19 protein-coding genes are annotated in these 21596 nt (G+C 68.3%); 8 read left to right on the forward strand and 11 right to left on the reverse strand.

The genetic code is table 11. The features are described from left to right. Positions 1-6 precede the first annotated feature (6 nt). From gcvPA to CFB18_RS08255, 5 genes are all read left to right on the forward strand, one after another. The gene (gene gcvPA / locus CFB18_RS08235) at positions 7-1419 is read left to right on the forward strand and encodes an aminomethyl-transferring glycine dehydrogenase subunit GcvPA (protein ID WP_088571332.1); all 1413 of its coding nucleotides are present in this window, start codon (positions 7-9) and stop codon (positions 1417-1419) included. 131 nt (positions 1420-1550) lie between these two features. Next, the gene (gene gcvPB / locus CFB18_RS08240) at positions 1551-3035 is read left to right on the forward strand and encodes an aminomethyl-transferring glycine dehydrogenase subunit GcvPB (RefSeq protein ID WP_088571333.1); all 1485 of its coding nucleotides are present in this window, start codon (positions 1551-1553) and stop codon (positions 3033-3035) included. Between the two features lie 132 nt (positions 3036-3167). Further along, positions 3168-3506, forward strand: a complete 339-nt coding sequence (locus tag CFB18_RS08245; RefSeq protein ID WP_088571334.1) for a hypothetical protein — start codon at positions 3168-3170, stop codon at positions 3504-3506. A gap of 16 nt (positions 3507-3522) precedes the next feature. Then, positions 3523-5151, forward strand: a complete 1629-nt coding sequence (locus CFB18_RS08250; RefSeq protein ID WP_088571335.1) for a M2 family metallopeptidase — start codon at positions 3523-3525, stop codon at positions 5149-5151. 43 nt (positions 5152-5194) lie between these two features. Beyond that, a complete protein-coding gene (locus tag CFB18_RS08255) occupies positions 5195-5998 on the forward strand; it encodes a hypothetical protein (RefSeq protein WP_088571336.1) in 804 nt (267 codons plus the stop codon). A gap of 9 nt (positions 5999-6007) precedes the next feature. Here the strand turns inward: CFB18_RS08255 and CFB18_RS08260 are convergent, their stop codons facing one another. From CFB18_RS08260 to merA, 10 genes are all read right to left on the reverse strand, one after another. Then, entirely contained in the window at positions 6008-6607 is a 600-nt protein-coding gene (locus CFB18_RS08260) for a hypothetical protein (RefSeq protein WP_088571337.1), read from the reverse strand. A 60-nt stretch (positions 6608-6667) separates the two neighbouring features. Then, positions 6668-6931 (reverse strand): OsmC family protein, encoded by a 264-nt coding sequence (locus tag CFB18_RS08265; RefSeq protein ID WP_088571338.1) that lies wholly within the window; start codon positions 6929-6931, stop codon positions 6668-6670. A 12-nt stretch (positions 6932-6943) separates the two neighbouring features. Continuing rightward, positions 6944-7147, reverse strand: a complete 204-nt coding sequence (locus CFB18_RS08270) for a hypothetical protein (protein WP_088571339.1) — start codon at positions 7145-7147, stop codon at positions 6944-6946. A 12-nt stretch (positions 7148-7159) separates the two neighbouring features. Continuing rightward, positions 7160-7828: a cytochrome c biogenesis CcdA family protein gene (locus tag CFB18_RS08275; RefSeq protein WP_088571340.1), complete on the reverse strand. Its 669-nt coding sequence runs from the start codon at positions 7826-7828 to the stop codon at positions 7160-7162. Between the two features lie 29 nt (positions 7829-7857). Beyond that, on the reverse strand, positions 7858-8370 hold the full coding sequence (locus CFB18_RS08280; RefSeq protein ID WP_159461653.1) for a TlpA family protein disulfide reductase: 513 nt from the start codon (positions 8368-8370) through the stop codon (positions 7858-7860). After that, positions 8367-8792: a hypothetical protein gene (locus CFB18_RS15300; protein WP_159461654.1), complete on the reverse strand. Its 426-nt coding sequence runs from the start codon at positions 8790-8792 to the stop codon at positions 8367-8369. Before CFB18_RS15300 ends, CFB18_RS08280 begins: the two co-directional genes overlap by 4 nt. Then, entirely contained in the window at positions 8789-9085 is a 297-nt protein-coding gene (locus CFB18_RS08285; RefSeq protein WP_200808135.1) for a hypothetical protein, read from the reverse strand. The genes CFB18_RS15300 and CFB18_RS08285 overlap by 4 nt, the downstream gene beginning before the upstream one ends. A gap of 222 nt (positions 9086-9307) precedes the next feature. Then, positions 9308-9751 (reverse strand): organomercurial lyase, encoded by a 444-nt coding sequence (gene merB, locus CFB18_RS08295; RefSeq protein ID WP_088571343.1) that lies wholly within the window; start codon positions 9749-9751, stop codon positions 9308-9310. A gap of 66 nt (positions 9752-9817) precedes the next feature. Then, positions 9818-9982 carry a hypothetical protein gene (locus CFB18_RS15305; RefSeq protein ID WP_159461655.1) on the reverse strand — a complete coding sequence of 55 codons (165 nt, stop codon included), beginning with the start codon at positions 9980-9982 and terminating at the stop codon, positions 9818-9820. 9 nt (positions 9983-9991) lie between these two features. Next, a complete protein-coding gene (merA, locus tag CFB18_RS08300; RefSeq protein WP_088571344.1) occupies positions 9992-11644 on the reverse strand; it encodes a mercury(II) reductase in 1653 nt (550 codons plus the stop codon). Positions 11645-11791: 147 nt separating this feature from the next. On the opposite strand from merA, the gene CFB18_RS08305 reads away from it, so the two are divergent. Then, entirely contained in the window at positions 11792-13945 is a 2154-nt protein-coding gene (locus tag CFB18_RS08305) for a hypothetical protein (RefSeq protein ID WP_088571345.1), read from the forward strand. Positions 13946-14203: 258 nt separating this feature from the next. On the opposite strand, the gene CFB18_RS08310 is transcribed toward CFB18_RS08305, so the two are convergent. Next, positions 14204-20335 carry an RHS repeat-associated core domain-containing protein gene (locus tag CFB18_RS08310; RefSeq protein WP_088571346.1) on the reverse strand — a complete coding sequence of 2044 codons (6132 nt, stop codon included), beginning with the start codon at positions 20333-20335 and terminating at the stop codon, positions 14204-14206. A 191-nt stretch (positions 20336-20526) separates the two neighbouring features. Here CFB18_RS08310 and CFB18_RS08315 point away from each other — a divergent pair, with 191 nt between their 5' ends. After that, entirely contained in the window at positions 20527-21237 is a 711-nt protein-coding gene (locus CFB18_RS08315; RefSeq protein WP_200808136.1) for a metal-dependent transcriptional regulator, read from the forward strand. Beyond that, positions 21209-21595: a metallopeptidase family protein gene (locus CFB18_RS08320; protein WP_088571347.1), complete on the forward strand. Its 387-nt coding sequence runs from the start codon at positions 21209-21211 to the stop codon at positions 21593-21595. The genes CFB18_RS08315 and CFB18_RS08320 overlap by 29 nt, the downstream gene beginning before the upstream one ends. Position 21596: the final 1 nt, after the last annotated feature.

Below are 21596 nucleotides of genomic sequence, written 5' to 3' on the forward strand. Positions count from 1 at the left end.
GCGCCGATGCGGTTCATCCCGCACACCGAGGAAGAGCGTCAGGAGATGCTCCGGGCCATCGGCGTGGAGCGCATCGAGGACCTCTTCGCGGATGTCCCGGAAGCCTATCGGTTCCCTCCGCTGAACCTCCCCCCTCCTCTGACCGAGCTGGAGGCCCGCTGGGAGCTGGAGGCCCTGGCGGAGGCCAACACCCACGCCGGCCAATATGCCTGCTTCCTGGGGGCCGGCGCCTACCGCCATTTCATCCCCGCCGTGGTCGATGAGCTGCTCCGCCGGGGCGAGTTCTACACCGCCTACACCCCCTACCAGCCGGAAGTCAGCCAGGGGACCCTCCAGGCGATGTTCGAGTTCCAGTCGATGATCTGCGCCCTCACCGGCATGGAGGTCGCCAACGCCAGCCATTACGACGGTTCCTCGGCGCTGGCGGAGGCGGTGCTGATGGCCCTGCGGCTGACCCGGGGCGAGCGGCCCCGCATCCTTCTCTTCCCCACCATCCATCCGGAATACCGGGCTGTGGTCCGCACCTACGTGCAGCACCTGGACGTCCGCCTAGAGGGGGATGAAGGCTGGACCCGGGAGCAGCTGCGGGAGCCGCTGGCCGTGCTGGAGGCGCTGGAGGCCCGTCTGGATGGGAAGACGGCGGCCCTGGTGATCCCTTACCCCGACTTCCTGGGCCGGGTGCTCCCGCCGGCCCGCCTGCGGGAGACCGCGGACCGCGTGCACCGGGCGGGGGCGCTGCTGATCGCGGTGATCAACCCCATCGCCCTGGCCCTCTTCGACCCCCCGGGGTCCTGGGGGGCGGACATCGTGGTGGGCGAGGGGCAGCCCCTGGGGATCCCCCTGAGCTTCGGCGGGCCTTACCTGGGCCTGATGGCCACCCGGATGGCCTTCGTGCGCCAGCTGCCGGGGCGCCTGGTGGGGGAGACGGTGGACCGGGAGGGCCGTCGGGGCTATGTGCTCACCCTCTCCACCCGCGAGCAGCACATCCGCCGGGAGAAGGCCACCAGCAACATCACCACCAACGTGGGCCTGATGGCCCTGGCGGCCACGATCTATCTCTCGGCCCTGGGCCGGCATGGCCTGCGCCAGGTGGCCACCCTCTGCTACCACAAGGCCCACTACTTGGCCGGGCGCATCGCCGCCCTCCCCGGCTACGAGGTGTGGACGGAGCAGCCCTTCTTCCATGAGTTTGTGGTCCGAACCCCCCGGCCAGTGGAGGAGATCAACCGGATCCTCTATGAGGACTATCAGATCATCGGCGGCTATGACCTGGGCCGGGCCTACCCAGAGCTGGACGGCCACATGCTGCTGTGCGCCACCGAGATGAACACCCGGGAGGAGCTGGACGCCCTGGTGACGGCCCTGAGTGAGATCGGCGGGCTGAAAGCCGTGGCGGAAGCGGGTAAAGATCCTTTGTAGGAGGGGCTTTAGCCCCGAACCTCCGCCTTCGATGACGCGAGGGGTCGCGGCGAAAGCTCTAACCTGAACCCGCGTCTTCGATCCCGCAAGGTCGCGGCTGAAGCCGCTCCTACAAGGAGGGAGGTGAACCGATGACGGAGCCCTTGATCTTTGAATATTCGGTCCCCGGCCGGCGCGGGGTGGAGCTGCCGGAGCCCGATGTGCCCGAGACCCCTCTGCCGGAGGGGTTCCAGCGGGCGGATCTCCCGCTGCCTGAGGTCAGCGAGGTCGACGTCGTCCGCCACTTCCTCCGGCTCTCCCAGATGAACTACGGGGTGGACAAGGGCTTTTACCCCCTGGGCTCCTGCACGATGAAATACAACCCCAAGATCAACGAGGAGATGGCCCGCCTGCCGGGCTTCGCCCACCTGCACCCCTATCAGGATCCGGAGACGGTGCAGGGCGCCTTGGCGCTGATGTATCACCTGCAGGAGTTCCTGAAAGAGATCGGGGGGTTCGCCGCGGTCTCCCTGCAGCCGGCGGCGGGCTCCCAGGGGGAGCTGGCCGGCATCCTGATGATCCGGGCCTACCATCGGGACCGCGGGGAGGGGAAGAAGCGGATCAAGATGCTGATCCCCGACTCGGCCCACGGCACGAACCCCGCCTCCTCGGCGATGGCGGGCCTGCAGGTGGTCAACATCCCCTCCGACCGGCGGGGGAACATCGACCTGGACGCCCTGCGGAAGGAGTGCGACGAGACGGTGGCGGGGCTGATGATCACCAACCCCAACACCCTGGGCCTCTTCGACGAGAACCTGCTGGAGGCCATCGACCTGGTCCATCGCTGCGGGGGGCTGATCTACGGGGACGGGGCCAACATGAACGCCCTGATGGGGATCTGCAAGCCCGGCGCGATGGGCTTCGATGTCATGCACTATAACCTCCACAAGACCTTCAGCACCCCCCACGGCGGCGGCGGCCCGGGGGCCGGCCCCATCGGGGCCAGCGAGCGGCTGGCCCCCTATCTGCCCGGGCCCATCGTGGCCATCGATCGGGAACGAACAGTGCGGCCGGACGAACCCTTCTACACGTTCGTCTGGCCGGAGCGGAGCATCGGCCGGGTGCGGGCCTTCCACGGCCACTTTGGGGTCTTCGTCCGCGCCTACACCTACATTCGGATGCACGGCCCGCGCCTGCGGGAGGTCTCCGAGGCGGCGGTCCTCAACGCCAACTACCTCCTCGCGCGGCTGCGGGGGATCTACCCGGTGCCCTACGACCGGCTCTGCAAGCACGAGTTCGTGATCATGGGGAAGATCCCCGGCACCCCCATCCGGGCCCTGGACATCTCCAAGCGGCTGATGGATTACGGCTTCCACCCGCCGACGAACTACTTCCCGCTGATCGTCCCCGAAGCCCTGATGATCGAGCCGACGGAGACCGAGAGCAAGGCCACCCTGGACGCCTTCGCCGAGGCGATGCGGCGCATCGCCGAGGAAGCCCGGGAGGACCCTGAGCGGCTGCAGCAGGCTCCGCACACCACCCCTGTCCGTCGGCTGGACGAGGCCCGGGCGGCCCGGAGCCTGGTGCTGCGGTATGCGCCTGCCCCGGCCCCACAGCCCGCCTCCGAGCCGCGATAGGCCGCGGGGGAAAGCGGAGATCCCCCGCTCCGGGCAATGGATGTTCGCTTCGTCAAAATGGGCTTGCAGGGTGTGGTAAAATGTTTTAACCGGATATGGAAATCGGAAGATCCGAAAGGGGGTGGGGGAAGGATGCGGTGGATAGAGCCGGAGTGGATCACCGTCGTGGAGGGGCCGGCGCCGCAATTCCAACCTGCCCGGGAGGTCTGGGCGTTCTCGATCTACGAAGGGCCCACGCCCCAGCCGGTGGCGGTGTGCCAGATGCGGACCTTCAACGGGGAGAAGATGCTGGAGCGCTGCCGTCGGGCCTGGGGGGAGGGACGCCCGGTGCAGCTGGATTTCCCCGCCCCATCGGGAGAGCGGCGCTGGGCGGACGTGATCGCCGCCCGGGTGGAGCGCTGGCCGGAGGGCGACGTGCTGGTCCTTTGGGTGCGGCGCCCTCGCCCCATGGAGCATCCGGAGAACGCATAGAAAAGGGAGCGGAACCGTGAGCCATGCGCTGCAAGCGTTCATCGAGGCCCACACCCGGCAGGTGGAGCCACTGGTCGTCGCCCAGTCCGAAGCCTACTGGCGGTTCACCACCACCGGCCGCAAGGAGGACGAGGAAGAATACGCCCGGCTGACCGCGGCGCTGCGCAAGGTTTACGCCGACCGGGAGGCCTTCGCCCGGCTGCGCCGGCTGATGGAGGAGGCCGGGCTCCTCAAAGACGGCGTCTTCACCCCGAACCCCCAGGTCCCCCCTCTGCTCGCCCGCCAGGCCCGCATCCTCTATGACGACTTCCGCGGCCTGCAGATCGACCCCGCCCTGATCGATGCCATCACCGAGCTGGAGAAAGAGGTCGAGGGCGCCTTCAACACTTTCCGGGCCACCCTGCGGGGACGGCCGGTCACCGACAACCAGATCCGCCAGATCCTGCGGACCTCCGAGGACCTGGCCCTGCGGCGGGAGGCCTGGGAGGCCAGCAAGCAGATCGGCGCCCAGGTGGCCGAACGGCTGCTCCGCCTGGTGGAGCGGCGCAACGAAGGGGCCCGCCAGGTGGGCTTTGACAACTTCTACACCATGAGCCTAGCCCTGGCCGAGCAGGATGAGGGGGAGCTGTTCCGGCTGCTCGATCATCTGGATCGGCTGACCCGCCCCCTGTTCGCCGCCTATAAGGCGGAGCTGGACGCGGAGCTGGCCCGGCGGTTCGGTGTGGAGGTCGCCGACCTCTACCCCTGGCATTACAGCGACCCCTTCTTCCAGGAGCCGCCGGAAGCCGGGGATGGGATCAGCCGCCTGTTCGAGGGCCGCGACCCGGTGACCCTCTCGCGGGCCTTCTACTCGGCCATCGGGCTGGAGATCGAGGATATCCTGGCCCGCAGCGATCTCTACGAGCGGGAGGGAAAGCAGCAGCACGCCTACTGCATCCACATCGACCGCAAAGGGGACGTGCGGATCCTGGCCAACCTCCAGCCCGACGCCTACTGGGCCGAGACGATGCTCCACGAGCTCGGCCATGCGGTCTACGACAAATACATCGACCGGGACCTCCCCTTCCTGCTGCGCACGCCGGCCCACATCCTCTCCACCGAGGCCATCGCCGTGCTGATGGGCCGCCTGATCCACCACCCGGCCTGGCTGCGGCGCTATCTGGGCCTGGAGGAGGAGTCCCTGCAGCAAGCGCTCCCCCAGGCTCTCCGACGCCACCGGGCTAAGCTCCTGATCTTCACCCGCTGGGTGCTGGTGATGGCCCATTTCGAACGCGCCCTCTACCAAAACCCCCGGCAGGACCTCAATCGTCTGTGGTGGGATCTGGTGGAGGAGTTTCAGATGGTGCGGCGCCCGGAGGGGCGGGATGCGCCCGACTGGGCGGCGAAGATCCACTTCAGCGTCGCGCCGGTTTATTATCACAACTACCTGCTGGGGGAATTGGCAGCCTCCCAGCTGCTGATGACCTTGCGGGCCCGGATCGGGGAGGATGAGGCCTGGATCGCCTCCCCGGAGACCGGGGCCTTTTTGATCCGGCGCTACTTCCGGCCCGGACGCTCCGTCGACTGGAACACCCTGATGGTGTTCGCCACCGGATACCCCCTCTCCCCGGAGCCCTTCGCCCGGGATCTGGAGCCGGCGGCATGAGGGGAGGGCAAGCGACCCGGATCTCTCCCTCCAAGAGGAGCGGATGAACGCCGGGGTTCCTTGGGTTTCGGCGCTGACAGGGATCGGGTTGATCGGGGTGCTCCTCGCTCTGATCCTGGCCTTCCGGGCATGGTGGGAAGCCCGCCTGACCCCCTATCTGATCGTGCGCCGCGCCGCGGAGCGGCGGGCGCGCCGCTGGCTCCGGCTGGCCCTCGGGCTGGCCCTCGGCATAGGCACCCTGAACGCCTTCGCCCGCTCCGGCTTCCACCTGCCCTTCGAGATCCCGCCGCCAGGATGGCCTGCGCCGGTTTCCCCTTCCCCTACGCCTTCCCTGGAGGCCCTTCCTTCTCCATCCCCTACACCCCTTGAAGAGATCCCACCAACACCTACATCCCGGCCGACACCCTCCCCGTCGCCCACCTCGCCGCCGTCTCCCCTCCCCTCGCCGACGCTGCCGTATCCGCCCACCCTGCTGACCCCGCTTCCCGGCGCGGTCCCGGCGCCCCCGAACGCTCGGTTCACGGATTTGGCGCTCACAAGCGCCTGCGACGAGCGCGGGCGACCCCTCCGGATCCCCACGCCGCCGCCGACGGTCTTCCCTGCCGGGACCGTTCGGATCTGCGGGCGGTTCCGGGTGGAGAACATGCCGGTGGGGGCCCCATGGACGGTAGCCTGGTATCGGGAGGGCGCCTTGGAGGACAGCAGCACCCTGCTCTGGGACGGCCGCCCAGGCCAGCCCGGCTACATCTACAACACCCGGCCGGACGGCTTCCCGGCCGGACGATGGGAGGTCCGCCTCTACATCGAGGACCGCCTGCAGGTCCGCGTGGAGTTCGAGGTGCGATGAGGGAGCCTGTCATTGCACAGCACAGCACGAATCATCCGCGGGGATCTCCGCGGCGGCCGCCTCGGCCTCGGCCCGAAGGACCGGAGGGAGATCCGCGGCCATGGCCAGCCCCTTGCGCAGGACAGCCTGCACATGGTCCCCACAACAGCGTCCGGAGGGATTCCGGATGTGGCACTCCGTCCCCGTGCGGGCCTTCGTATAAGCCTGGATGTCTTTGATGGAATCACAGCAGCGCTTAACCACGATCTCATAGAGGATGGTCTGCTCATCCACTCTCTTGCAGTAACAGACCGGGATCGGCGTCTCGAGACGCTTGATCCCCACCGGGACCTGTACGTCCTCCAGGGCGAAGTAAAGGCCCTCCCCGTTGTGGAAGTACACGATGGGACAGGTCGGGGTCTCGCAGAAGTGAACACCCGCATCCCGGATCTTGTCGAAGTGCTCGCCTCGGACCATCCGCTCCAGCGTCCAGCGCCGGATCCGGAAGGGGAACCGCCCCCCGCAGACCGGGCACATCGCTTCCGCCTGCGCAGGGTCCTGAGCCGTCAAGGCGGCATACACCGGATCCACCGGTAACAGCCGGCCGGAGACCGTGGTGAGATACGCCATGCTGACCTCCTCCTGGATCAGGGTTCAGATGGGCTTGTCCCTTCAACGCCATCCCCGGGCTCAAGGCCCCTCCGGGATGAGCTCCAGCTCGGTGGTGATGGCCACGCAGTTCCCGATCGTCCGCGCGACCGGACAGTAACGGGCATGGAAACCATGGACGCGGCGAGCGGTCTCCATCTGGGAGGGAGCGATCCGCAGACGATAGGTCACGTGGATCCTCCGCAAGACCAGGACGTTGTCTTCCTTTTCAACCTCCCCCACCGCTTCGGCGATCAGCCGGCCTTCCCCTGCCGGGATCCCGCGCGCTTCCAGCGCGCCACCCAAGGTCCCGGTGAGTCAGCCTGCCGCCGCCGCAACCAGATCATCCAGCGTGGTGGCATGGGGCTCATGGGCGTGAGGATCCACGCCATAATGCCGGGCGACTTCGGTGTGAACTCCGAAAAAGATAGGCTGAGGTTCGATGGGGAGAAACGCCCGCCGCAAGGGGCCCTTCACTCGCTCAACCCGCACGCGGGATCGATACACCACGGCCTCGCTCATGGCGGCCTCTGATCAAAGAAAGATACGTCCCCAATAGTAAATCAGATAGAGCCCGGCCCCCAGCAGGAGCAGGACCCCAGCCGTCTCCACGGCGGCGGCCAGACGGCGGAGCCCCCGGGCCAGGGGACGCCCAGCGAGGGCCAGGGCCATGGAGAGGGCGACGAGCACCACCCCCATCCCCAGCCCATATAACAGGACCAAGAGGAGCGCCTCCCCCCCGCTCTGCCGGGCCACCGAGAACCCCACCAGGGCGAGGAACAGCGGCAACGTGCACCCCAGGGAAGCGAGGCCATACGCCAACCCGAAGCCGAACCAGGTCCATCGGGAAGGGCGCTCCCCCGCGCGGACTTCCAAAGGGATCCCGAGGAGGAGCCAGGGCCGGCCGGCGAGCCGGGAGAGGGCGAGAAGGACCAGGATCCCACCGACCCCCAGGCCCAGGAAAGGGGACCAGCGGGTGAGGGTTCTCAGGCCCATCGCCAGGGCGAACCCCGCCGCCACAAACAAACCGGTGCAGCCGGCCGCCATCGCCAGCCCCATCCCGACGGCGTCCCGCACCGAAAGACGCCCTCCCGTCCGCGCCAGGGCGTAACCCACATAAGCCGGCAGCACCGCCAGGCCGCATGGATTGACCGTGGCCATCATCCCGGTCATCACCGCATAGAAGGCCAGGGCAAGATCCATAGGAGAGACCTCCGGATCCTGGGCTCCTGCTAACGGGAGGCGGGCGGGAGGATCCGCGCCATCTGGGTGGCCAGCGTCTCATACGACGTCGGAACCTCGTCCCGGAAGACGATCCGACCTTGCGGATCGATGATCACCGTGGTGTCCAACCGGGTTACCCGGTAGGCGAGGGCCACCGTGTTGTCTCGATCGAAGGCCCATATGTAATCCGGGTTCCCGGCCGCTTCGCGAAAAGCCGCCAGGTCCTCCGGGGTGCTGGTGGGGTCCACATCCAGGGCCACGATCACTGCCTGATCCCCATAGTGCGCATGGAGACGGGCCAGCGCCCGGGCCTCCGGGACACAGGTGCCGCACCAGTAGGCCATAAAGAAGAGCACCACCGGCTTGCCCTCGCCCAGGGCCTGCGAAAGCGTGAACGTCCTCCCTTCCAGGGTGGGCACGCTGAAATCCGGCGCCGGAGCTCCACCTCCCCCCAGCCCCGCGCAGCCTGCGAGCACGAGCCCGATCCCCAGCCAGACTCCCCACCGCCGCAGCGCCTTCACGGGCTCACCTCCAGCCCCTGCAACGCGAAGAGCACCGGGAGGTCCTCGGCCGAGAGAACGCCCGGATCGTAGTCCACGATCAGGCGGTCTCCCTCCAGATGGATCGCCCGGATCCCCGGCATGCCCTCCAGCGAGGCGATCACCTCCAGGAGCGGGCGCGGGGGACAGCATGGGGAGGGGATCGTCCGAAAGGTGGTGTAGATCTGACGTGCTGCCCGCTCGGGCGTTGCCGTCGCCAGGGGCTCAGTGGACTGGGGCAACGAGCGCCCCTCCCGCTCCGGAGGTGGAGTCGGCGCAGAGGCCGGAGCCACCGTCCCCCGTGGGAGGGCCGAAGGGACCTCCGGCGGGGCGGGGGGCGCAGCGCAGGCGGTCCAGAACAGCATCGCCGCCAGCAGGAGAACATGCCATCGATTCTGTATCATCGCCGGGACCTCCTGGAAGCGGCGGGATGAGCGGCTGCACGGCCGGATCCCTGGCGGCCCTCGGATCCGGCTGCCGCCAGCGCCAGCCCGACCAGGAAGAGCGCCGTCGAGGCCGCCACCAGGACCTCCAGATGCGTCGAGAGATAGGCTCCCAGGGTCGTCCCGGCCAGCAGGCTCAGAAGCAGAGGGGCCGTCACCGGCAGATGGCATGGACAGGTCACCAGCGCCAGAGCCAGTCCCACGCCCTGGCGAAGATGCTTGAGCATATCCACCTCCTCTCTGTTCAGCAGCAACCGCCTCCTCCGGATTCCCCCGGACCCCTCAGGGCGCGCCACAGCCGCTGCCAGAACCCGGGATGGGTGCGCGGATACCGCTCCGCGTGCCACGGATGGCAAAACGCCTTCCCATGGGCGAAGACCGGGGTCCCCTCAATCGGAGCTCCGCACTCCGCGCAGCGAAGCGACGTTTTTCCCATCTTCCGATCCGCTCCAGCCTCCTGTTCCATCCCTGCCTCCTCAGAGATCGGGATCGGGGATCGCCGCGCAGCAACCGATCCCCCCTTCCCATTGCAAATAGGGCCCCAATCGTCGCGCTAGATGAAAGGCCTCCGGGAGAGAGAGCAACGCCAGGACCGGATCCCAGGGACCGCCGGGTTGGAACAGGCGCGGCGAGGCGAGAAAAACCGTTCGCTGACAGAACGCCGCCCGGATGCCCGCTCCAGGCCCGGGGGCCGCCAGGACCAAGACGGCTTCCACCGGCTCGATCTCCCGGATCCCCGCGGGGGAGATCGTGAAACGGATGGGCTGTCCGGTCCGTGCGCACGAGGCCTCCACCTGGGCCTCCCGCTGCAGGCAGAGCGGGAAGAGCAATGTGTCCAGCGCGCACCAAGTCCAGAGGGACCGTCCCTCCCACTCCAGGCGGAACGGCGTAGGGCGGAGGGTAAGGCCCCAGCCGATCAGCCGCCCGGCCTCATCCCATTCGACCGCCGGATCTCCCTGAAGGGCCCCGCGGACGGCCTCCTCGGGCTATCCGACCGCCTCGGCCAGGCGATCCAGGGGGACCGGCTCCCCGCGGGCGAGCAGCCGCAATGCCGCCTCAAACAGCGGCCCGCGGTCCAGGGCCCATCCACGGCCGCTCAGCTCCAGCATCAGCCGATGGGCCAGATGCTCCGGATCCAGGGTTTCCGCCATGGGGCCCTCCTATCCCGCGCAGCAGCTCAACCGGGCTACATCCCGCGTGAAGGACTGGGCGCCCAACCGCAGGCCCTCCGCCCAGGTGAGATACGGGAAGAGGGTGCGGCCGAGATCCTGAGCGGTATATCCGGCCTGGAGGGCGATCACGCCGGCGGCGATGGCCTCCCCGGCCTGGGGCATCGCGAGATGGATGCCCAGCAGCCGGTCGGTGTTCGCATCGGCCACCAGCTTGATCACCCCGCGGGTCTCGAAGGCGATGCGCGCCCGGGGCACCGCCTCCAGCGGGAGCAGAACAGCCTTCGGCGTCTCCCCCCGTTCCCGGGCCTGCGCCTCCGTCCATCCCACCGAAGCCACCTCCGGATCGGTGAAGGTGACCCGAGGGACAACGCTCAGGTCCAGCGTCCGGTGATTGCCCAGCAGGGCGTTCTCCGCCGCCACCGTCCCGCTGGCCGCGGCCACATAGACGAACATGGGTAGGTCGGCGCAATCGCCGGCGGCGTAGATCGAGGGGTTCGAGGTTTGCATATAGGGGTTGACCCGGATCTCCCCCCTCGGCCCCACCGCCACCCCGACCGCCTCCAGCCCCAGGTCCTGGGTGTTCGGGCGGCGGCCGGTGGCTATCAACAGCTGCTCCGCAGAGACGATGCGGGTTTCCCCGTCTTTCTCGAAAGACACCTCATAGCGGCCGTCGGATCGAGCGGCCCGGATGATCTTCACGCCGGTGTGGAAGGCCATGCCCTCTTCCTCCAGGGCGCGCTGCAACGCCTCGCTGATCTCCGGCTCCTCGAAGGGGACGATGCGGGGGAGGGCCTCGAGGACCGTCACCGCGACGCCGGCGCGGGCGAAGACCTGGGCCAGCTCCAGCCCCACCGCGTTGGCGCCGACCACGATCATGGAGCGAGGCAGCTCCCGCAGGGAGAGGGCCTCGGTGCTGGTGAGATAGCCCGCTTCGGCCAGGCCTGGGATGGGCGGAGCCCACGGCCGCGCGCCGGTGGCCAGGATCACCCGGCCCGGGGCGTAGGTGATGCCGTTCACCACCACCGCTCCGCCCTCCGTCAGGCGGGCTCGACCCTGGATCCGCGTGATTTGGGGATAGGCGGCCAGGACCTCCTCATATTTCTCCCGGCGCATAGCCGCGATGAGGGCCTCCTTCTGAGCGATCAGCTCTGCCCAGTTCAGCGCCCCCCGGGCGGTGCTCACCCCCCGGAAGCCATGGGCGCCCGCCCGATGGTAGACCTCCAGGGCGCGGATCAGGAACTTCGACGGAACGCAGCCCACGTTCACGCAGGTCCCGCCCAGGGTCCCTGCCTCCACGAGGGCCACGCGGGCGCCCAGCTCGGCGGCGCGGATGGCCGCGGCGAAGGCCGCCGATCCCCCGCCGATGATCAGGAGATCGAACCGGCCATCGCCCCGCGGGGCTGCGGGAGCCTCCGGGAGCTCCGCCCGGACCACCCGGGCCCGATAGCCGGCGCGGGCGACGGCCTCCTCCATGGCGGAATCGGGGACCTCTCCCTCCACGATGGCCTCGGCCTTCCCGGAGGACCAGTGAGGGACCCGGGCGGAGAGCACCCCGGGCACCGCGCGGAGCGCCCGCTCCACGTGCCGGGCGCAATCGTCACACGTCATCCCCTGCACCTCCAGCTCCACGCGAACCAGCATCTGATCCCTCCTTCTCCAGATCCCCCTCCCGGGGATAGGGATATGCGCTCTCCAGTATAAACCCGTGGGAGGGGTTTGTCAAGCAGAGGGAGGTCCATCGCGCTATCATGGAGGCGTTCGTGCTCAACCCTGAAAGCGTGCGCCCGTATGGATCCCCGCCTAAGAGCGCTGACCCGGCGCATCGGAGGCTGGCTGATCCCGCTGTGGGTCTGGTTCCTATGGCTCCACCAGGCCTGGCCCGCCCGGGTCTTCTTCACCCGCGCCCCTGCCGGGGAGGACACCCTGGAGGTGATGTGGGCCCTCGCCTGGTATCGGCGGGCCCTCCTCGAGCTGCATACTTCCCCGCTCTTCCATCCGTTCGCCTTCGCTCCCCAGGGTTGGCATGTGGCCAAGCTGCATCATGGCCCCTTCCTGATCGCCCTGATGCTCCCCGGGGCCTTGCTGGGCGGGGACGCCTTCGCAGTCCACTTCTTCGGGTGGCTGGTTTACTCCCTGGCGTTCCTCGGCGTCTTCCGCCTCACTTATCATTTCTCTCGAGATCGTGGGCTGGCCACGGCGGCCGGGGTCGCCTATGCCCTGTTCCACGGCAGTTACGCCGCCATGCGGATCTATGGGGATCACCTGCCGGTCGCTGCTGCCAGCCTGGCTTGGATGGCTTGGGCCTTAGAGCGGGCCCGAGCGATGGGATGGTCCCCTCGGGCGCTGCGCCGGGCCGGGATCCTCTGGGGGCTGGGGATCGCCGGCACCCCCTACTTGGTGCTCCTGGGCGGGGCGCTGGCGCTGGTTTACATGTGGGGAGCCTGGCGGCGCAAACGCCTCGGGCGCTTTCTGCTCTACGGGATCGGTGTCGCCGCGGCCATGGGCGGACCCTGGCTGGGCCTCTGGGTTCACGCCATCCGCCAGGATCAGATGCTGGGCCAGACCCTGGAGACCGCCCGGGGCAACGGATATCCGTGGGCCGATGCCCTGACCTGGAACCCCTACCATCCCGGTTCCGGGCACCTCCCCCGGACCGATCGTCCGATCCTCACCCTGGGGCTCGTGCCGGCCGGGAGCAGCCTGATCGGCCTGGGGTGGAGCGCGATCGCGGGCCGGCGGCTGCGGAGCCGTCGGCTGCTGCGGGCGGCAGCCCTCGGGGCGCTGCTGGCCACCGGGATCGCCCTTCGGGCCGACGCGCCCCTTTCGATCCCCGAGATCCCTGCGATACAACGGGTTTACGAGGGGATCTGGCGCATCGGCCACGTCCGCAAACCCGAGCTCTTTCGGGAGCCCTCCCTCCCGGGGGAATGGGCCCATCAGGCCCTCACCCCGCTGCTGTTGCTGTGGGCCGTGGTGCCGTTCTACGAGGCCGCAGGGACCGTGTGGCGGTTCATCGCCCTCACCGCCCTGGGGCTGTTCGTCGGTGGCGCGGAGGCTTGGTCCCGGATCGCTCCACGGGGATTCCGGTGGGGGTTGGCGGCCCTCTGGCTGGGGGAGGCGCTGATGCGTCCGATCCCCACCCTCCCCTGGCCCTACGCCGTCCATCCCGCCTTCGAGTGGTTGCGGCGGAACCCGGAGCCGGGGGCGGTGATCGACGTCTTCGCCGATCACACGCCGGGGCTTCACCTTTCGCGGGTGACGGTGATGGCCACGGAATATCACCGGCGCCCGACCCTTTCGGGCTTTCCCCCCTTCCATCCCCGCTGGATCGAGGCGCTGCAACGGGGGCGCGGGCTGCTGTTCCGACATCGGCCGGACTGGCTGGGCCGGCATGGTTTCCGGTTCCTGGTGGTTCACCATCCCCCACCGGACTGGTGGAAGTGGGGCTGGCCCTTTTCTTTGGAAGGATGCTTCGAGCCGCCGTCGGTCCCCTCGCCGTGGGACTATCCGATCTGCATCTTCCGCATCCCGGACCGCGGGGAGCCGGAGATCACCAACCTCCTGCTGCTCAGCGGCTGGTCGGGTCCGGAGGCGTGGGGGATCTGGGCCGAGGGGACAGAGGCGGAGGCGCTGGTTCTGGCGGAAGCGGGGGGAGGGCCGGCCACGCTGGAGCTGGAGGCCTTCCCCCTGTGTCGGGCCGGGGAGCCCCAGCGGCTGGAGGTCCTCTTCAACGGACGGCGTCTGGGGGAGGAATCGTTCCCCGATTGTGGAGAACGGAGGATCCGCTGGGAGATCCCGGCGGGGGCGATCCGGCGGGGCGTCAACGAGGTGCGCTTCCGGTTCGCCTACGCGGTGTCTCCGCACGCTGGGGACCTCCGCCCACTGGCCGTGGGCTTCCGCCGCATCTGGATCTTCGAGAAGCGGGCCCCAAGCCGGCCATAGGGAAAGACGCCTCCGGCCTCGGAGGGAGTCCTTCGCGTTCGCGATGCATCCCCTTCGCGCCTAGATCCACGCAGGATGCTGTTTATTCATTCGGAAGATTCGGTTCCGCTTCACTCCTGCGGTCGTGAGAACAAAGGAGACCAACCCGCGCCTTCCCATCCTGAACCGGAGAATCTCACTCTCACCCCGGAGGAGGTATATCCGCGCCCATCTGCCCGCTCTGTTTAATATGATAGCCATAGATTCGATTACGCCCACTCATCCAAGGAGAGCCAGTGTTCCGCACCCACCGAAGCCACCGATTTGCTCCCCATATGGGTCCCATCGATTCACGGGATCGGCCCACGCATACCCATATCGGTGCCACGTGCGGGGCTCCCCGGCCTGCGCCGGCAACGGCTCCCGCGTCAGCCACACCCCCGCCCAGGGGTCGTAGAGCCGAACGCCAAACTCATACAATCCCAGGTGCTCGTCCCACTCTTTCCCCGCAAAGGTGTAGTGATTATGGGGATCCGTCCAGTTGCCCTGAGCCGGGAGCAGTAAGCCGTAAGCATCATACCGGTAGTTGTGGGTGCTCTGGCCCTGGTGTTTGGTGAGGCCCGCAACGCTCCCCCGCCCGTCCAGATGAACCCAGTAGGTCTGACCCTGAGTGCCCGCCGGGAAGTGGCGCAGCGCCAAAAGCATCGGCGTGGGGCTGAAGGCCTCGGCCCCGCCCCGGTAATACTCCGCCCGCTGGCCGTTCCACAGGAAGTATTCCGCCACCGGGTTCAGATGGTCAAATGCATACTCCGTCCGCTTCACCCCGCCCGCACCGGCTTTGGGGTCGTATTCCTTGACCAGCCGCCGCCCCAGACCATCGTAGTAAAGCCGCGTCACCTCCCGCTCCACCCGCTGGCCCCGATGGTTGACCTGGTAGGCCTGGACGGCGATCAGGCGGTTCTCCCGGTCGTAGACATAGTCCATCCCCTGGGTGTTCGGCCCTGGCGGGCCCGGCCAGTTCAGGTTCACCCGGTTGCCATTGGCATCGTAGGCATAAACAAAGGCCTGGCGGTCGTTGGGCTGGGAACCCACCCGCAGGGCCTGGAGCAACTGGTCCGCCGCATCGTAGGTGGAGGTGACCTCAAAGCCGTCCCGTGGCCGCGGGGTGGTCTGGTCATCATTGGCCCACCAGCGGGTGCGGTTTCCGGCGGCATCGTATTCGTAAATGGCCTGGAAGCCCTCACTGTCACTCACCCCAACCAGGCGGCGCAGGGGGTCATAGGTGTAACGTTCGGTCACCACCGGCGGGTTGCGCCAGCCGTAGGTGGCCGTCATCACCGTCCGCAGCCCTACTTCGTTGAGTTCATAGGCGAAGGCGGCGATGACCGTCCCATCCAGACGACGGGTGGTCAGGCTGCGCAGCCGATTGGCCCGGTCATAGGAGGCTTCGGTCACGGTGCCGTTGGGGTTGAACTGGCGCCGGAGGTTCCCCTCCCCGTCCCGTTCAAAGAGCGTGCGCCGCCCCTCGGGGTCGGTCACGCCCCGCAGCCGGTTGTTGGCGGAGTAATGATACCGGATGACGCCCCCCTCGGGCAAGGTCAGGGCCACCCAGTTGCTGGCGGGGTCGTAGCCATACCCCAGGCGGCGGCCCAGGCTGTCGGTGACTTCCACCACCCGGTTCAGGGGGTCGTAGACCCAGCGGCTCACCCCCAGGGTGTCGGTCATCACGGTGCGGTTGTGGTTCTCGTCGTAGGCGAAGGCGATAGCGGTGCCGTCGTCGTAGGCGATGCGGACCAGGAGGTTGTCAGCGTCGTAGGTGTAGGTGGTGACGTGGCCTTCAGGGTCCACCCGGCGGATCCGGTTCCCGGCGGGGTCATACCCATAGCGCCAGGTGTTCCCCAGGGGGTCAGTCTCGGCCATCAGGCGGTTGAGAGGGTCGTATTCGTAGCGCAGCGTGCGGGTGAAGGCCGCGGCGTTGGGAGGAAGGTCTACCTGCAACCGGTTCCCGACCGGGTCGTAATGATACCGGTATGTAACGTTGGTCTGGTGGTCCGCCGGCGCGCCGGGGCGGTGGTTGAGGGTGACGGCCGCCAGGCGGTAGACGCCGTCGTAGTCATAGCGGGTCACCACCCCGTCGGGCTCGATCCGTTGGGTCTGGTTGCCCACGGGGTCGTAGGAATAGCGGGTGGTCTCTCCCTCGGCATTGGTCACTGTCTCCAGCCGGTCCAGGGGGTCGTAGGTGAGGGTGGTGCGGTGGCCGTTGCCGTCCACGAGGGCAGTGCGGTTGCCGTTCGGGTCGTATTCATAACGGGTGACGAAGCCCTCCGGGTCGGTGACGGTGGCCAGGCGGTAGAGGCCGTCGTAGGTGAAGTGGGTGGTATGGTTGTTGGGGTCGGTACGGGCCAGGAGGTTGCCGGCGGAGTCATAGCGGAAGACGACGGTGCCGGAGAGGGCATTGGTCACGGTGATAGGTCGGTTGAGGGCGTCGTAGGCGTAGGCCGTGGGGAAGCCGCGGGCGTCCACCTGGCGGATGAGGTTCCCTACACGGTCGTAGGAGAAGGTTACGGTGTGCCCACCAGGGTCAGTGCGGGAGACCAAGCGGTTGAGGCCATCGTAGACGAAGTGGGTGGAATGGCCGTTGGGGTCGGTGAGGAGGATAAGGTTCCCCACCCTGTCATACTCGTAGTGGGTAGCGACGTTCACGTCTGGCCCTGGCGGCTGGCCCGGCTGGCAGTTGCGGATCTCAGTGATGAGGCGGTTGAGGGCGTCATACTCGTAGCAGGTGGGGATGCCATTGGGATTCACAACCCGGACGAGGTTCCCGGCCGGGTCATATTCGTAGCGGGTGGTGACGTTGACGTCGGGGCCTGAAGGCAGGTCAGGACGGAAGTTACGGATTTCGGCTGTGCGGCGGTCTAATAGGTCGTATTCGTAGCGGATGGTCATCCCGGCGGGGTCGGTGAGGGCGAGGAGGTTGCCGTCCGGGTCGTAGGCGTAGGTGGTGGTCTGGGAGAGGGCGTCAGTGACGGCGATGAGGCGGTTGGCGGCGTCATAGGCGTAAACGGTGGCGAAGCCGCGCGGGTTGACCCGGCGGATGAGGTTGCCGTTGGGGTCGTATTCATAATGGGTGGTCACGTGGACGTCGGGCCCTGGAGGTTCGCCGGGGCGGAAGTTGCGGATCTCGGCCCGGAGCCGGTTCAGGACGTCGTATTCGTAGCGGGTGACAATGCCGTTGGGGTCCACCACCTGGATGAGATTCCCCGCCGGGTCGTATTCGTAGTGGGTGGAGACGTTGGTGTCGGCGTTCTGAGGGCCGCCGGGGACGTAGTTCTGGATGCGCTCCACCAGCCGGTCCAGGTCGTTGTAGATGTAATGGGTGACCCGGCCCTCGGGGTCGGTCTCATCGGTGAGGTTCCCCACCCCGTCGTAAGCGTAGCGGGTGGTGGCCCCCTCCGGGGCGTGGACGGCGATGAGACGCAGGAGGGCATCATACTCGTAGGTGGTCACCCGCCCCTCGGCGTCCTGCATCGCCACCAGTTCGTTCATTAGGCCGTAGGTGTAGACGGTGGTGTAGCCCAAAGCATTGACTTCGGCCACCAGGCGGTCGGAATTGTCGTATTCGTAGCGGGTGGGGTTCCCGTTGGGGTCCACCTTCTGGGAGAGGTTGCCGTTGGGGTCGTATTCGTAGGTCTCCCGGTAGCCCAGGGGGCCGAAGATGCCGGTAAGGAGGGGGCTTCCGGCGTCGTAGGTGTAGGTGAAGACGGCGCCGTTGGGGGTGGTCATGGCCACGGTGCGGCCCAGGCCGTCGTAGCCGTAACGGGTGACGGCGCCGACGCCGTTCTCTACGGCGATGAGGTTCCCGGCCGCGTCGTAAGAGTTCGTGATGACGTTGCCGTTGAAGTCGGTGAGGCGGATGGGGAGACCCCGGTCGTCATAAGCGAAGGTGCGGGTGAAGCCCAGGGCGTTGGTGATGACGGTGAGGTTGCCCCGGTCGTCGTAGGTGTAAAGGGTGCGGCGGCCGGCCGGGTCCTGCTCCATCGTCAGCCGGTCCATTTCGTTGTATTCCCAGGCCCGCTCCCAGCCCAGGGGGCCGTCCTCGTGGATGAGGTTGCCCCGATCGTCGTAGACGTAGCGCCAGCGGCGGCCTTCTTTGTCCTTGAAGAAAACCCTTCGGTCCTGGTCGTCGTAGCCGTATTCCTCGGTCTCGCCCAGGGGATCGGTGAGGCGGATCAGGCGGTAGCGCGCGTCATACTGGTGGACGGTGACGCGGCCGTAAGCGTCGGCGACCCGACGGAGGTGGGCCGGGTTGTCGTAGGCGAAGGTCCGCCGGGCGGTGGCCCCCTCGATCAGCTCGATCACCCGGCCCTGATCGTCATAACGCATGCGGAGGGCGGGATGCCCCTTCGGGGCGCGGATCTCCGTCAGGCGGCCCGCCGCGTCGTAGGCATACTGCCAAGTCTGGCCCCGGGCGTCGGTGAAGGCCGTGAGGAGGCCGTCGGTGTAGGCGTAGCGCAACCGCACGCCCCCAGGGGCGCGGATCTCGGCGATCCGGCCCTCCGGGGTGTAAGCGATCTCGATCCACCGCCCGGCGCTGTTCTCCACCCGGACCAGCCGTCCGGCCCCGTCGTAGGTGAGGGTCTGGGTGTTGCCGTTGGCGTCCCGCACCTCCACCAGGCGGCCCTCGGGGTCAAAGCGATAGCGGGTGAGGTCCTTCTGCTGGAGGACGTAGCCGCCGGGAACGGCCTGGAGGCGATCAGTGTTTCCCGGCGTCAGCGGCGTGAAGGCGCCGCCCTCCTCCCGCCGGAAGCGGGCGGTGTGGCCGTCCGGGTAATGGACTTTGATGCCGCGCAGGAGGTCGTTTTCCATGAACTCCAGGCGGAAGTCAAAGGGCCAGGACCAGCCGGGGCCGAAGGGGCCGGGATCCATCCCGATGAGGGCGAAGTCCCCTTGCGGGGGGACGGCCTGGGCGTTGTAGGTGCGCTCCACGCGGATTTCGGTGTTCCCGATGCCGGGCAGCCGCAGGTCCAGGGTGCGGGTGACGAAGTTGCCCGAGGCGGTGTTGACCGGGTCGCCTTCGGTCCCGCAGGTGCCGCCGCAGGGGCCCTTGAGGGCGGCGAAGCCGAAGGCGCCGGAGTAGGCGGCGGGGAGGGCGGCGCTCCAGACGGCGACGTTGCCGGTGGCGTCGGCGGCCCAGATGGTGAAGGTGTTGCGGCCCACGCGGGGGAGGGTGAAAACGGCCCCATAGCGGCCGTTCCCTGAGGCCACCGGCGCGGCCACCCCGCCGCCTCCGCTGTCACTGGCGGCGACGAAGACGACCGCGGCCAGGGCGCAGTTGTCCTCGATGTCAGCGGAGATCGCCACCCCGCCCTCGCCGTCCTGGAAGATCTGGACCCCACGAATACGCGGCGGCAGGCGGTCCACCAGCTCCAGATCGAAGGGGCCGGAGGTGTGGGTGAGGATGGCCGTGTTGTCCACCTCCAGTTGGGCCGTGTAGCGCAGAGCATACGGGTTCGTGATCGGACCTGAGGGCCGCGGGAAGAGATCGGCGACATCCTCGGAGAAGGCGCCGCCGGGGAAAACCCACGAGCGGCTACGGGCGTCGGAGGCACGGCGGAGGGTCAGCGTCCCCTTCCCATAGGCCGAGGGGGAGACGAGCCGGGCGCCGCCCTCCGGCCCGGGATCCGGCACCTCCGGGGCAGTCCCAGAGCCGGTCTCCCCTGGCGGCACCGCCTCCAGCAGGCGGAACCGACAGGCGGCGCCTTCCCCTTCCTGCACCTGCACGCCGAAGGTGGAGAAGTGCGAGGTCCATGCCCGAAGCACGCGATGGACGCGGTCGAAGAGGCTTGGGAGCGGAACCCAGCGACCCTGCCCGGGATCGTAGACGGAGAGCACGACCCCGCTCGACGCGGGCAGCGCCTCGGGCAGGCGGACGGTCAGGGCGAGCGGCGCGCGGAAGGCGCGGACCGCCCGGCCTTCCTGATCCGTGGCCTCCAGATCGAAGGCCAACGCCAGCCCCGCGTCGGGGGGCGCGGGCGAGCGGACGGCGTAGCGCAACCGCACCGAGGAGGTTACCGCCCCCGGGGGCACCTCTACCGTCACCCGCCCATCGGGGCTGGTGAACACACCGCCATACGGGGAGATCCGGTCCGGATCCCCGGCCTGCCGCACCAGCGGCAGGAACACCCGGTAGGGAGCGCCCCCCGCCGGATGGCGGTCTCCTCCGAGCGAGGCGGGGGTGGCAGGAACGGGACGATCGATCTGCGGAAGGGGATCTCTCGGACGGTCCGGGGCCGCCCGGGCGAGGACCGGCGGCGGCATCTTGGGAGCCGGCAGAGCCGGGAGGAGCCCCCATATCCCAACCAGGAGCAAGCGAAGGATCCGGCGAACCCGCCCGCGGCGGCCTGTCCCCATCCGTGCCCTCCTGATCCTGAGGATGCTCCAGAACGGAAAGGGTCGAATCCCATGATCCGGCCTGGGCAGGAACACGCGATAGGAATTTGGTCATAGGGTTCTGACCATCGGTGGAGCACGGATGGCGCTCCCCGGGATGGGAACTCTGTGTTAAGATGGGGAAGGAATCCGGAGAGGGGGCCGAACGAAGCATGCCCCGGTTGAGCGCTTCGATGGAGGATTACCTGCGGGCGATCTACATCCTGGCCGAGCGGGAGGGGGTGGTGAGCACCACCCGGCTGGCCGAATACCTGAACGTCTCCCCCCCTTCCGTGACCGGGATGCTGAAGAAGCTGGCCCGGCTCCGCCTGGTCCATTACACCCCCTATCGGGGAGTGGCCCTCACGCGCGCCGGCCGCCGCATCGCCCTGGAGGTGATCCGGCACCACCGCCTTCTGGAGCTCTTCCTGATGGAAGCCCTGGGCTACGATTGGGACGAGGTCCACGCGGAGGCGGACCGGCTGGAGCACGCCATCAGCGAGGCGCTGGAGGAACGCATCGCCACCCTGCTGGGCCACCCCGCTTACGACCCCCACGGCGATCCCATCCCCACCCGCTCCGGCGAGATCCCCGCTCCCCTCGCCTGCCGCCTGAGCGAGGCGCCCCTCGGGGTGGCCTGTGAGGTGCTGCGGGTGACGGATGAGGTATCCACACTGCGCCAGGCCGCCCGGGTCGGCCTGCGGCCCGGAACCCGGGTGACCGTCGAGGAACAGGAGCCCGGGGCCGGCCTACGGATCCGGGTGGGGGATCAGACCCACCGCATCCGACGCCGCCTGGCCGACCGGATCTTCGTCCGCGTGCCGATCCCCGAACCCACGGAGGAACCCCCACCGGATGCGGCGACGCCTTCGGATCACCCCTGAGCTGGTGGAGCGGATCTGGACGGAGGTGTTGGAGCGCCTTCCGGCAGACCTGCGGGGGGCGGTGGATAACGTGGCGGTGCTGCTGGAGGAGGAGCCTTCCCCGGCGCAGCGGGCGGCGCTGGGGCTGCCCCCCGGGGAGAACCTCTATGGGATGTTCGAGGGACCCACCCGCGCGGAGCGGGAGCGCATGCTCATCGCCTGGCCCTCGCGCATTCGGTTGTTCCGCCGCCCCTTAGAGGCCGACTTCGGCCACGACCCCTTCCGGCTGCGGGCGGAGATCCGCCGCACCCTCCTGCACGAGCTGGGGCATTACTTCGGGCTGAGCGAGGAGGACCTGCGCCGGCTGGGGATGGAATAGA

It is taken from the genome of Thermoflexus hugenholtzii JAD2 (assembly GCF_900187885.1).
Classification (GTDB): Bacteria; Chloroflexota; Anaerolineae; order Thermoflexales; family Thermoflexaceae; genus Thermoflexus; species Thermoflexus hugenholtzii.